At 59.3% G+C, this 12,978-nt stretch carries 5 protein-coding genes and 3 pseudogenes; 4 read left to right on the forward strand and 4 right to left on the reverse strand.

Annotated elements, in window-relative coordinates; all coding sequences use genetic code 11:
- The first annotated feature begins 244 nt into the window (after positions 1–244).
- The 4 genes and pseudogenes from gmd (at position 245) to tcuC (ending at position 6,260) form a co-directional block, all read left to right on the forward strand.
- Positions 245–1,329: pseudogene (gmd, locus tag ACTGJ9_RS37960) on the forward strand (GDP-mannose 4,6-dehydratase).
- Positions 1,310–2,389 carry a GDP-L-fucose synthase gene (gene fcl, locus ACTGJ9_RS37965; protein WP_456675185.1) on the forward strand — a complete coding sequence of 360 codons (1,080 nt, stop codon included), beginning with the start codon at positions 1,310–1,312 and terminating at the stop codon, positions 2,387–2,389. The pseudogene gmd and the gene fcl overlap by 20 nt, the downstream one beginning before the upstream one ends.
- Positions 2,390–2,460: 71 nt before the next feature.
- On the forward strand, positions 2,461–4,287 hold the full coding sequence (glmS, locus tag ACTGJ9_RS37970; RefSeq protein WP_456675186.1) for a glutamine--fructose-6-phosphate transaminase (isomerizing): 1,827 nt from the start codon (positions 2,461–2,463) through the stop codon (positions 4,285–4,287).
- Between the two features lie 623 nt (positions 4,288–4,910).
- The gene (tcuC, locus tag ACTGJ9_RS37975) at positions 4,911–6,260 is read left to right on the forward strand and encodes a tricarballylate/proton symporter TcuC (protein WP_456675187.1); all 1,350 of its coding nucleotides are present in this window, start codon (positions 4,911–4,913) and stop codon (positions 6,258–6,260) included.
- 608 nt (positions 6,261–6,868) lie between these two features.
- On the opposite strand, the gene ACTGJ9_RS37980 is transcribed toward tcuC, so the two are convergent.
- From ACTGJ9_RS37980 to ACTGJ9_RS37995, 4 genes and pseudogenes are all read right to left on the reverse strand, one after another.
- Positions 6,869–7,735 carry an electron transfer flavoprotein subunit beta/FixA family protein gene (locus tag ACTGJ9_RS37980; protein ID WP_456675188.1) on the reverse strand — a complete coding sequence of 289 codons (867 nt, stop codon included), beginning with the start codon at positions 7,733–7,735 and terminating at the stop codon, positions 6,869–6,871.
- A 410-nt stretch (positions 7,736–8,145) separates the two neighbouring features.
- Positions 8,146–9,900 carry a nif-specific transcriptional activator NifA gene (gene nifA / locus ACTGJ9_RS37985; protein WP_456675189.1) on the reverse strand — a complete coding sequence of 585 codons (1,755 nt, stop codon included), beginning with the start codon at positions 9,898–9,900 and terminating at the stop codon, positions 8,146–8,148.
- Between the two features lie 242 nt (positions 9,901–10,142).
- Positions 10,143–10,980: pseudogene (locus ACTGJ9_RS37990) on the reverse strand (SDR family NAD(P)-dependent oxidoreductase).
- A gap of 913 nt (positions 10,981–11,893) precedes the next feature.
- Positions 11,894–12,953, reverse strand: a pseudogene (locus ACTGJ9_RS37995) (nodulation protein NodZ).
- Positions 12,954–12,978: the final 25 nt, after the last annotated feature.

The raw sequence follows: 12,978 nt of genomic DNA on the forward strand, positions 1-12,978 counted from the left end.
ACCAATAGAGAAACGCCTTTGCCTAGGACGAAGGCCGAACGAAATTCGCCGGACTGCAAACGTTCGTATAGTCCTTCAAAACCCTTTCGATGTGGAAGGTTTACCAGTTGAGCGATAGATGCAATGCCTATACACGGTTCAGGATTCGGTGCCGCGAGAGCGTGACGCTGCCGTATTCGAAGAGTCCAGACGCGATTGAAGGTCATCGATCGTGGAACGACATTAGCCTGCGTAGAGAAACGATTTGTCAAACCAAGAGAGCAAACGGCGGGTCGCTCTGATCACCGGCGTGACCGGCCAGGACGGCGCCTATCTCGCCGAATATCTGCTGTCGCTCGGCTATGTTGTGCACGGCGTCAAGCGGCGCTCGTCCTCGTTCAACACCGCGCGGGTCGATCATCTCTACCAGGACCCGCATGTCGGCGACGTGCCGTTCCTGATGCATTACGGCGACATGACGGATTCGACCAATCTGATCCGCCTGGTGCAGCAGATCCGGCCGACCGAGATCTACAATCTCGCCGCCCAAAGCCACGTCGCCGTCAGCTTCGAAAGCCCCGAATACACCGCCAACGCCGACGCCATCGGCGTGCTGCGCCTCCTGGAAGCGATCCGCATCCTCGGCATGGAGAAGGAGACGCGGTTCTACCAGGCCTCGACCTCCGAGCTCTACGGCCTGGTGCAGGAGATCCCGCAGAAGGAGACCACGCCATTCTATCCGCGCTCGCCTTACGGCGTCGCAAAGCTCTATGGCTACTGGATCACGGTGAACTACCGCGAAGCCTACGGCATGTTTGCCTCCAACGGCATCCTGTTCAACCACGAGAGCCCGATCCGCGGCGAGACCTTCGTCACCCGCAAGATCACGCGCGGCGTGGCCCGCATCGAGGTCGGGCTCGAGGAGACGCTCTATCTCGGCAATCTCACGGCCAAGCGCGACTGGGGCCACGCCAGGGATTACATCGAGGGCATGCACATGATCCTGCAGGCCGACAAGCCCGACGATTTCGTGCTCGCCACCGGCGAGACCCGCTCGGTGCGCGAGCTGGTCGAGCTCGCTTTGCGCAAGTCGGCCGCCGCATCGAATGGCGCGGCGCAGGCGCCGACGAGACCGGCATCGACGCCAGGAGCGGCAAGACCGTGGTGAAGATCGACCCCACCTATTTCCGCCCCACCGAGGTCGATCTGCTCGTCGGCGACGCCAGCAAGGCGCGCGCAGTGCTCGGCTGGACGCCGAAGCGGACCTTTGCGGAACTCGTCGCGGAAATGATGGCGAGCGACCTGGCGGATGCAAAACGGGATGCGGTCGGTGGCAAGCGCACCATTTGAGCTGAAGGGCAGAAGCGTCTACGTCGCCGGCCACCGCGGCATGGTCGGAGCCGCGCTGGTGCGCCGGCTGGCGCGCGAGGATGTGAATCTCGTGACGGTGGACCGGCGCGAGGTCGATCTCTGCAACCAGGCCGCCGTGTTCGACTGGTTCGCGAAAGTGCGGCCGCAGGTGATCTTCCTCGCCGCAGCAAAAGTCGGCGGCATCGTCGCCAACGCCACGCTGCGCGCCGAGTTCATCTACCACAACATCGCGATCGCCGCCAACGTCATCCACGCCGCGCATCAAAACGGCGCCGAGAAGCTGATGTTCCTCGGCTCGTCCTGCATCTATCCAAAGCTCGCACCGCAGCCCTTGCGCGAGAATACCGTGCTGACCGGCCCGCTGGAGCCGACCAACGAGCCATACGCCATTGCCAAGATCGCCGGCATCAAGATGGTCGAGGCGTATCGCAGCCAGTATGGTAGCGACTTCATCAGCGTGATGCCGACCAATCTCTACGGTCCCGGCGACAATTATCATCCCGAATACAGCCACGTCGTCGCCGCCCTGATCCGGCGCTTCCATGAGGCAAAGGTTTCGGGCGCAAGAAGCGTCGTGGTCTGGGGCACCGGCACGCCGCGGCGCGAGTTCCTCTATGTCGACGATATGGCGGATGCCTGCGTGCACCTGATGAAGACCTATTCGGGTGCGGAGCTGATTAACATCGGCACCGGCGAGGATATCACCATTGCCGAGTTTGCCCGCATCGTCGCCGAGGTCGTCGGCTACATCGGCGAGATCACGTTCGACACTTCACGCCCCGATGGCACGCCGCGCAAGCTGCTCGACGTCAGCCGTCTCGCGAGCCTCGGCTGGCGCGCGAGGACATGGCTCGCACATGGAATGCGGCAGGCCTACCAGGCCTTCTTGGCGGCATCGGCTACATCGGACAAAAGGAGCGAATCATGCAGCTGCTGGCTGCTGACGGCGTTCATTATTCGGTTGCCAGAAAGTTGCTTGGCTCGCGCACCGCCGGGTGACGCGTGCCCGATGGAGCGGCACGGCCAGACTGGCCGATAGCTAGAGCGAGCGAATTGGCCAGGCGCGCCTTGCGGCAAGCTCTGTTTTGAACTTGAGGTAAACTGATTAGCATGTGCGGAATTGTCGGCATCTTGGGGCGCGGTCCGGTCGCGGATCGGCTCATCGATTCACTTAAGCGACTGGAATATCGCGGCTACGACTCAGCAGGCATCGGAACGCTCAAAGGAAATCATATCGAGCTTCGGCGCGCCGAGGGCAAGCTGCGGAACCTTGAGACACGAGTTCGCTGCCATCCGCTCTCAGGCCATGTCGGGATTGGGCATACGCGCTGGGCTACTCATGGCAAGCCGACCGAGCACAATGCTCATCCGCATGCAACGGACAATGTTGCAGTCGTCCATAACGGCATTATCGAGAATTTCCGCGAGCTGCGCGCGGAGCTGAAACAGCATGGCGCCTGTTTCGCCTCTGAAACAGACACCGAGGTGGTGGCGCATCTCATCGACTCTTATCTGAAAAATGGCTGCTCGCCGCAGGACGCAGTAAAAGCGTCGCTGCCGCGGCTAGCGGGCGCGTTTGCGCTTGCAATCCTGTTTAAGGGTCAACACGACCTCATGATCGGCGCGCGCAAGGGCTCACCGCTCGTGATCGGCCATGGCGAAGGCGAAATGTATCTCGGATCGGATGCTATTGCGCTCGCGCCCCTTACCGACTTGATCACCTACCTTGAGGACGGCGATTGGGCTGTGCTCAACCGCAACTTCAGCGTGGTCTACGACGCACAAGGCACAGTCGCCCGCCGCGAGGTGGTGAAATCTGGCGCGTCGTCGGTTCTCGTCGACAAAGCAAACTACCGCCACTTCATGGCAAAGGAAATCCACGAACAGCCAGAGGTGATCGGGCAGACACTGGCGCATTACGTTGATATCGCCACCGAGAGCGTGGCACTGCCGCAGGAGCTTCCGTTCAATTTCAACGATATCGGACAAATCTCGATCACGGCTTGCGGTACGGCAGGCTATGCCGGCCATATCGCCAAATACTGGTTCGAGCGGCTGGCCCGTATTCCGGTCGAACTCGATGTCGCCTCCGAATTTCGCTATCGTGAGGCACCGATACGCAAGGGAGATCTTGCTATCTTCATCTCGCAGTCCGGCGAGACGGCCGATACGCTGGCTGCGCTCCGCTATGCCAAATCGCAAGGCCTGCATACGCTCTCGATCGTGAATGTCCTAAGTTCGACCATTGCGCGCGAAAGCGCGACAGCGTTGCAGACATTCGCCGGACCGGAAATCGGCGTTGCCTCAACCAAGGCGTTCACATGCCAGTTGGTCGTCCTGGCGGCGCTTGCGGTCGCTGCTGGCAATGCGCGCCGTGAATTGTCGGAGGGCGACGGCATCGATCTGGTGCGAGCGCTGATTGAAATTCCTCGGCTAGTTGCAGCGGCGCTTGCCAGCGAGCCGCAGATCGAGAAGCTCGCACGCGACATCGCCAAATCGCGTGACGTGCTATATCTTGGTCGCGGCACGTCGTTTCCACTGGCCCTGGAAGGGGCGCTGAAGCTGAAGGAGATCTCCTATATTCACGCCGAGGGCTATGCGGCCGGAGAGCTCAAGCACGGCCCGATCGCCTTGGTCGACGAGAGCGTTCCCGTAATCGTCATTGCTCCTTCCGACCGGGTGTTCGAAAAGACCATCTCGAACATGCAGGAGGTCGCCGCACGCGGCGGCAAAATTATCTTGATAACGGACGCTCAGGGAGCCGCAGAGGTGTCCACGGATTCACTCGCGACGATTGTGCTGCCGGAGATGGGTGCGACATTTACATCGATTGTCTATGCGATTCCGGTGCAGCTTCTGGCCTATCACACGGCCATCCTGATGGGCACGGACGTCGACCAACCGCGAAATCTCGCGAAATCGGTAACCGTCGAATAAGGTGACGCCACCTGGACTTATCGTGGATCAGATACCGGATGCGCGCAAGCCCCGGTCAAGATCCCGTCACGATGTGGCGCCCAGCTCCAGGCCCGATGCCACCGCATGGTTGTGCCGGTTCATGGCCCTTGTTTACGGAGGCTGAGACTCATGTGCAAAATCTGCGGCGAATCAGGTTGCGAGGCTGGCGTGGCGTTGCCTCCGCCAAGCAAGGAGCCGCATATGACGTATCGCGGCATTCCGATTGCTTCGACCTGGCGAGCTGCTCTAGCGCGATCTATCTCACGAAGCTCTCCCTGCCGCGCAGCGTATTCCACGCATCTCGTGGCCCCCTTTCATTCCAGGTCGGTGCGACCGATGAGAAATTCCGCCACGCCGCAAGCAACAACACCGAGAATCGCCCGAGGTTTCAGTAGCTTGAGAATCAGTCCTGCTGCGCGAGCGGAATAAGGCCGGAAAATCCAACCGACATTGCGGCAATTGCCGAAAATAAGCCGGAAACGTCAGGCGCTTACGGGTTGGTCGATAGTGCCCTGATGGCAGATTCGCGGCCATGAAACTGCAATCGGCTGGCGTGAGATTTTCTCCGGAACCGGCCATTTCAAACCGAGAGGAACCTTGCCATGTCACCAGCGTCCATTGCGCACGGGTCAAATGCCAAATCCCGCATTGGCGCCATCTTACGTGCGACGAGCGGCAACTTCCTCGAGCAGTTCGACTTCTTCTTGTTCGGGTTCTACGCCAGTGCCATCGGAAATGCGTTCTTTCCATCAGGAAGTGAAACGGCTTCACTGCTTAACACGTTCGGTGTGTTTTGGCTCGGTGCCTTGATGCGACCTGTTGGCGCGATCGTGCTTGGAGCCTATATTGACCAGATTGGCCGTCGGCAAGGCTTGATCATCACGCTTTCGATCATGGCCATTGGCACCATCATCATCGCCTTTTGTCCCGGCTATGCGACGATCGGCATTGCCGCACCCGTGATCGTGCTGTTCGGACGGCTGTTGCAGGGCTTTTCTGCCGGCGTTGAGGTTGGTGGCGTTTCCGTCTACCTCTCCGAGATTGCCACTCCGGGCAACCGCGGTTTTTACACATCGTTTCAGTCCTCGAGCCAGCAGGTTGCGATCTTTGTCGCGGCTCTTATCGGATATTTTTTGAGCGAAGCACTTCCAGCCGAAATGGTTGCCGCCTGGGGCTGGCGGATCCCGTTCTTCCTTGGCTGCCTGATCGTTCCGCTTATCTTCTTCCTGCGCCGGACGCTGGAGGAAACTCCGGAGTTTCTGGTCATGAAGAACCACCCAACGGCCCGCGAGGTCTTCGCCTCCACAGTTGCAAACTGGCGCATTGTCATTCTCGGCATGATGATCGCGATGCTGACGACCACGACCTTCTATTTCGTCACGGTGTACACGCCTACGTTTGGCAAGCACGTATTGCAGCTGTCCTCGCAGAACACGCTCTTGGTGACGCTTTTGGTCGCCGTAACGAACTTCATCTGGAACCCAATTGGCGGCGCGATTTCAGACAAAATCGGCCGTAAGCCGGTCCTGCTGACGATTGCCGGGCTCGCCTTGGTGACCGTATATCCGGCGTTGTCTTGGCTTGTGACCGACCCAAGCTTTGGCAAGATGCTGGCAGTGGAGATGATGTTCTCGTTCTACTTTGGCACCTATAGCGGCGCCATGTTGGGCGCTCTGGTCGAAATCGTGCCGAAGCACGTTCGCACAACCTGCTTTTCTTTAGCCTTCGCACTCGCAGCAGCTCTCTTTGGCACGTTTACGCCGCTCGCATCAACTTGGCTGATCGAACGGACCAATGATAAGGCATCCCCCGGTTTCTGGTTGATGTTTGCAGCTTTGCTCGGCATCATCGCCGCACTCACGATCTATCCAGGAAACACCAAGAGAGCTGCGAAGCCGTCGCGACTCGAGCGGTCTAACAGGGCCCTAACCGCGCAATTTCTCAAGTATTAGCATGCGCGCCCACCGGGACGTTGACGACCCAAGACTGAATTGAACTTGGTGCGTGGGGGTCCTTCGGATGATCTCACGGTGGTGCGTGGGCCACTCTGCCGATCACGGTTCTTCCTATGCGATCCGGGGCAGTATCGGGACGAGCTGGCGATGATGTTGACCGGGTATGGCTGAGCATGACTAACCTCGATTCCGTCCTGTGGTTGAACGGCGCGATGATAATGCCCACACTTGCATGCACGTGAAACATGCACGTGAAATACGGCGGATCTCGTGCGAGGGGATAGATCCCTCGCGCGAGCTCCACGCGGTGAATTCAGCGGGCGCTCTGTGCGGCTGCCACACAAACTGAACGGGCACGTCTTCAGGCCCCATGAATTCTCCGGCGAACTGGTGTCTCGCAAGTCGCCAAACCTTGCGAGAGGTCTGGTATATTGATCCGAGACCTGCCTCTCGGCGCTCAGATACGCAAGTGGAATGCTCACCCTTCTCATCGTATTTGGAGAGGAGCGGCCGACACGATCGATGCGGCCTCGCGCAATCAAGCGACGGGCCAACACATGACCACGACTCGGGCCATCGCTGGCTCTGCTCGATCAGCCGCGACTTCACGCGCCAGTCGCGTGTGCGGATGAGGTACCGCGCGCGAGCTGTGCGAGCTCCGCCTCGAGCATAGGGTTGCGCTTGAACATGGCGTCGATCAATGCTTGCGCCGGCTGCTCGGCCGCGTCCACCCACGTCGCCTTCTCCGCTCGCGCGGAGGGCGCGAAAACACGTTTGACCACGGTCGGCGACCCCCTCAGACCGCATTTGGCCATGTCGTCCACGCCAGCATTTTGGGCGCTCCATCTTACGATTGTGGCACGGGCCGCGCGCAACGCCTCTATCATTGCGCCGCGGCGAATTTGATTTGTTGCCTCTAACATGCTGACGAGACACGGCAGCTTGGAACGCAACACCTGGACGCCGCCTTCGCAGCGCCGTTCCGCCTCGATTGTGCGTAGTTTGAAGTCCAACGCTTTGATTGTGGAAACATAAGTAAGCTGCTGGACCCCGAGCCTCTTTGCAATGCCAGGTCCCACCTGCGCCGTATCGCCGTCGATGGTCTGCTTGCCAGTGAATATGATGTCCGGTGGGCCATATTCCCTCCCGATATTGCGAATCGCGCACGCCAGCGCGTAACTCGTCGCCAGCGTATCGGAGCCCGCGAAGCTACGATCGGTGAGCAGGACAGCGCGATCGGCACCAAATGTCAGCGCCTTTCGGAGAGATTCTTCGGCCGACGACGGCCCCATTGTGAGGACAGTGATTTCGCCGCCGAACTTGTCTCGTAGCTCGAGCGCAGCTTCCAGCGCGAAGAGATCATATGGGTTGATGATTGTCGGCACGCCCTGGCGCATGATTGTATTCGTAACAGGGTGCACGCGAATTTGAGCGGAGTCGGGCACCTGTTTGATGCAGACGATGCTGTGCATATGCTTCTCCTAAGATGTTGAGCAGGCTCCCCACGAATAGCAAGTGTCATACCACCCAGGCATTTCGCCGATGAGGAACGCATGCAATGACTGACGGCAGACGCGAGCCGGTTGTCGCGACTGCGACGGGCTGCGGAGCGGGCGTGATCTCAAATTGGGAAGGCCAGCAACGTAGCCGCAGCGATCACGCGCCGGTTCGACGCCACGCCATTTTTCAGGCGAATACGTTGCAAGCAGATGATGACACGACCGGCCGACGCGAAGAGGCCCTTACGCTTCGCGGGCGAGTGAATCCCAACCAGGCATAAGGCTAGCATCCGTATCACGCGCCTGAGCTGGCAACCGCCTCTTGCCACGCTCCCCTATCTCATCAGCCGAGGCACGGGAGAGAAGCGAGCCCGACGCTTTGTTCAGAAGCGCTTGATCTCGATACCGTGTCTTCTCAAGGCATAGCCAATCTGGCGCGGGGTCAGTCCGAGCAGGCGCGCCGCCTTCGCCTGCACCCACCCGGATCTTTCCATGGCCGCGATGACGCGCTCGCGATCAGTGACTTTCGCAGCACCCACTACGAGTCGGCCGGGTGGCCCTAGCGGTGTCAGCTCGCTATTGACCGGTTGAACGGGTGTCACAGCTTCTGTTGGCGGCATGCTCAACCTCGCGGGCAGTGAGATTGTCGGGCTCGGCTGCCGCGCTATTTCCTCCGGTCCACACTTCCATAGCATGGCCGACAGGCATTGCCCGTGGCAGCACGCAAAATCATGTCTTGTGATCGACGATCCTTGCGCGAGCGTCGCGGTCCGCTGCACGCAGTTCTCGAGCTCGCGGACATTGCCGGGAAATCCGCAGCTCATGAGGACCTCAATCGCACTTGAATCGAACACCAGAGCACGGCCGTTCTCATTGTTGAAGTTCTTCAAGAACCGAGCGGCGAGAAGCGGAATATCAGTGCGTCTTTCGCGCAGGGGCGGTAGTAGCAGAGGAACCACGCTAATGCGATAATAGAGATCGGCACGAAACTCTTTCCTTGCCACCGCTTCTTCAAGATTCTTATTCGTGGCCGCGATCACGCGGACGTCGACTTTGACCGTCTGATTGCCGCCCACGCGTTCGAATTCCTGCTCCTGAAGTACGCGCAGGAGCTTCGCCTGGAACGACGCCGAGATCTCTCCAATCTCATCCAGAAACAACGTTCCCTTGTCGGCGAGCTCGAAGCGCCCCTTGCGCGCGTTGAATGCGCCCGTAAACGCCCCCTTCTCGTGACCGAACAATTCGGATTCCAGCACCGTCTCGGTGAGGGCCGCGCAATTCAGCTTGATAAAGGGGCGTTTGGCACGCGCTGAACGCTCGTGAATCGCCTTCGCGACCAGCTCTTTGCCGGTACCTGATTCGCCACGCAACAGAACCGTGCTGTTCGATTTTGCGATCACCTCGATCTTCTCAAGTAGCGCGCGCAGCGCCGGGCTGTCGCCTATGATTCCGTCGACTTGAACCTTCTTGCGCTCCCGCCCATGAGGCTTGAGCTCCGAGAGCTGCTTCTGCAGGCGGAACTCCTCGTCCATAAGGCGCCCGCGATCGCGGACAAAACGGCAATGCAGCTTCGCCGTCTGGCCCAGGAGGCTAGCGACCATCGTCAGCAGGCGGAGGTCGTCCTCGAGCTGCGCGCGCGTTCCGTTGTCCGCTATGCGGTCGATGCTCAGCGTACCCATAACTTTTTCGTCAATGTCTATGGGAACGCCGATGAACGCAACACGCGTATTACCCGCAGCATCTAGCATCTCGACGTCCGAAGGACTGAAGGCCGAATGCAGCGCTATGTCCTCGACGATGAGCGGCCGCCCCGTCGTCACAATTTGATCAACTGCTCCTTGCGGCAAGCGCACCCCGCAGCGCGCATCGCGACCTTCGCTCCCGCCGTCGTCTACGATGATCTCCGGCCCGCCGTCATGATCGAACAGACATACGATGCCACGCCGCATCTGCACGAGCGATGGCAGACGCTCGATGACGCTCGCCAGCTTGGCTTCAAGCCGGCATAGGCCGGAGAGCGTGTGTGCTATTTCAAAGATCGTGTTTAGCGATTTCTCGTGCGACGGCACAGTATAACCGGAAGGGACTACCTCGGAGGTTGAGTTTGGTTTTTCGCGCAGGGAAACGCTGTCCAGCATAACGACTTCTCCGTTCCTTTCTTGATTCTCCCCGTCACCTTGATCGGACTTGTTGGACGCGTGTTGCATGCCCCCCTCGATCTGACATCCAGTTCTCAAGGCGGAGCGAGAGATGACGCCTCTTCATGGCACGTCGGCAGCACCCATAGTGACTAGAAACGAATAGGTTTGCTGCTTTATTCTTTCCAACTCCCTGCGCGGATTTGCCCCGGCCAACATGAGTTCTTTCGATGAAGCTCAGATTAGCCGGGGTTCGCCAAGGGCGGATTCACTCGCAAGTGTTGTCCGCCATTGATCGGCACTTCCGCGCCAGTGACATAACTTGCCGCATCTGAACATAGGAAGAAAATGACCTTCGCGACCTTCTTGGGTGTACCACCCGCCAAAGTGGGATCTTTCGCACAAAATGCGCCTCCGTGTCAGGCGACATAATGTCCATCTTGATTTCGCCGGGCGCGATCGCATTCGTGCGCCCCTTTGGCGCGTAATACAAGCGAGCGCAGCTTTCGAACTCGCATATGCCGTGCCTGCAAATGGATGCACCCGCGGGCCGGTGATCGAGAACACATTGACGATCGAGCCTGAAGCCGCTTTTAGCTCTTCGAGCAGACCTTGAGCGAGCTGGATCGGCGCCACCAGATTGAGGTGGAACACGCTCATCCAGCTATCGACTGAGGTCGCCAGCGACATCAGCTGGGTACCGTTCGGCGTTTTTGGTGAGTTTCCGGCATTGTTTATCGGTCCGTGCAGCGGTGCGCCGGCTAGGCACCTTGATCTCACCAATCACGCGCGGCAGCGTCCGATGGTCGCTCAGGTCGACGCTGATATAGCTGTCGTCCTCTGAGTCCCAAGGGCAGCTCACCGCGTCGAATGGCCGGCGCACGTAAGAAATGACGCGCCAACCAGCTTCCAAAACACTTTTCCGGTGGCCCGACCGATACCGCGCGATGCCCCGGTCAAAACCAGCGTCTTCGGCGCACGCAGCGGGCGGCCCGTTCGATCAGCGTGAATTGGACCGCCAAGGTCCGTTTCCGACGATCGAGCTGCGGCCGCGTTGTCATCTGGTAGACCTAGACTCACACGCGGCTTCCTTCCGCTCCCCTCGCCTGCGCACCTGCTGCAGGATCCAGGCCAGAACGATGCAGGGCACAAGGGGCACACTTTGCGACCCAAATGGCAGGTTCCGAACATCTGGCCTGTTTGGTTTTCGACAGCAGCAACGCTGCAGCAATGGCGTCGAGCTCCTGGGAGCTGCCGAATGCGCGCGCTACGTTTTCGTAGCCGAGAGGCTGGTGATTCCAGGGCGAGCTGACTACCTCGCACTCCATGGGTGGTCTGTGGCTCATTCGGTTTGGCGGAGATAGATCAGATATCTTTGGCGGAGATCAGGATCGATGACCAGTCCGTGCAATTGTTCTTAGCCGTCGTACGCGCGGCCGCACATGCGACTCTTGAGCCATATCGATGGCCGCCAGCCCCGCGGTTCATCACACGTCCGTCCGAAAGGGCTCCGCGAGCGGCGCATGAACAAGGGGACATCAAGAAACGAGCTGACCGCAAGGCAAAAGGATTGCCCACCAAAGGCGATCCATCTACCGGACGCGCCTGCTTTCCGCTGTGACATTCTGACGTGACTGTCTGCTACGTCAGATTTCTCGGCGGCCCGGAGCACCATTGCCGTGCTCTTCACCGTCTGGCCAGACGATGACAAGGACACCATAACCTTGCCGCGCGAGTCGACTTACACTTGACGACACGAAGCATTGCGTCGGGCAAGGCCGCCGGCGCCCGCCAGCATTGGCCTACGCTTCGCAGGCGTTCGCCTTACCACCCGCACCGGATCCCTGGTCGTGCGCCGGTCAGGCCTCGCCTGCCGCCGAAGGTCGCCATCCAGCGTTTCTGCGATACGTTGCGAAACTCGATGGAGTCGAAGCCTGCATCAGGCTGATGATCTAGCCGACCATTGCTCAGGCTTGAGCAGATTCGTGACATTTCATGAAGCCGCGAAATGTTCGTACGGGTTATCGATCATGGTCAGATGCCCCGGATTGCTCAGATCGAATTCGATAATGCGTGGCACGAGCAGACGGGCATAGCGCGTGAAAGCGCTGGTGGGGGAAAACGGATCACGGTAGCGCATCGCGCAAGAAGATACATGTCAATGAGAGCGGAAGCTCCACCTTCAATTCCCATTTCCGCACTATGCAACGGCCCTGCCCGATCGGCCTGAAACGTTTTGGGACGGCGAAGACGTCCGGAAACAGACCCGATACCTGATCGAGCACCTGCGCACTATCCGTGCACAGGAAGACCTTTACAGGCTTCGGATAGGGCAAAGCCTTGGCTTTACGGATTGCCATGCACACCTGATGAAGGGCGAACTCCGAATCGGCCCAATACGGCGCATGCTCCATGATATCTTCGCCATTGCCGTGCCGAACATGAACGCCGATGATGCTATGGCCGCTAAAGTGTTCCTCATATAGTGCGTCGATCCGTGTTCGAATCTCAGACCTGAGCTTGATGTTGCGAAAGATCAGCCGTTCGGCTTCTTCGCTACAACGCCACATCAGGCAAGCGTCACAGACAATGGTGTTGGCTTCGCTATCTTCTCCTGCCTGGAACAGCTCGGTTAGTTCGTCACGTTCCCGGAAGATCTGCTCGTCCGGACGATTGATGCAGTCGATCGATGGCCTATTCCACCAGCGCGGAAAGAACGGTCCGGGAAACGAGAGCTGGTTGACCCGGTCATCGCAAATCACCGGCACGCCAGCGATGTCCTCAACGGGCTCGAAGAACGCCGGAAAGGCATTGCTGAACGGTTGGTCGACATAACAGGAACCGCGCCAGTCAATAACGAGCGTTCGCCCGGTCCGCTGCGCGTACGACCAGGCTGACGCCAACGACCAGAGGCAATCACCAAAGCCGGTGCGCCTCCGAGAAATAACAAAGCGTTCCTTCGTCAAGTTATCAAACCCTTCTCGTTGCGCGAGTTCAGCTTGTGTGGCGCACCACTTATCTGCGATACCGATCCACGCCGGACGGCTGGTCACCTGGTCGCAAGGCGCTCAACCCGCA

Source organism: Bradyrhizobium sp. RDM12 (genome assembly GCF_051917485.1).
Classification (GTDB): domain Bacteria; phylum Pseudomonadota; class Alphaproteobacteria; order Rhizobiales; family Xanthobacteraceae; genus Bradyrhizobium.

Coding starts and splice junctions, on each gene's coding strand:
- glmS (WP_456675186.1), top strand. CDS start 2,461: ATGTGCGGAATTGTCGGCATCTTGGGGCGCGGTCCGGTCGCGGATCGG.
- tcuC (WP_456675187.1), top strand. CDS start 4,911: ATGTCACCAGCGTCCATTGCGCACGGGTCAAATGCCAAATCCCGCATT.
- ACTGJ9_RS37980 (WP_456675188.1), bottom strand. CDS start 7,735: ATGCACAGCATCGTCTGCATCAAACAGGTGCCCGACTCCGCTCAAATT.
- nifA (WP_456675189.1), bottom strand. CDS start 9,900: ATGCTGGACAGCGTTTCCCTGCGCGAAAAACCAAACTCAACCTCCGAG.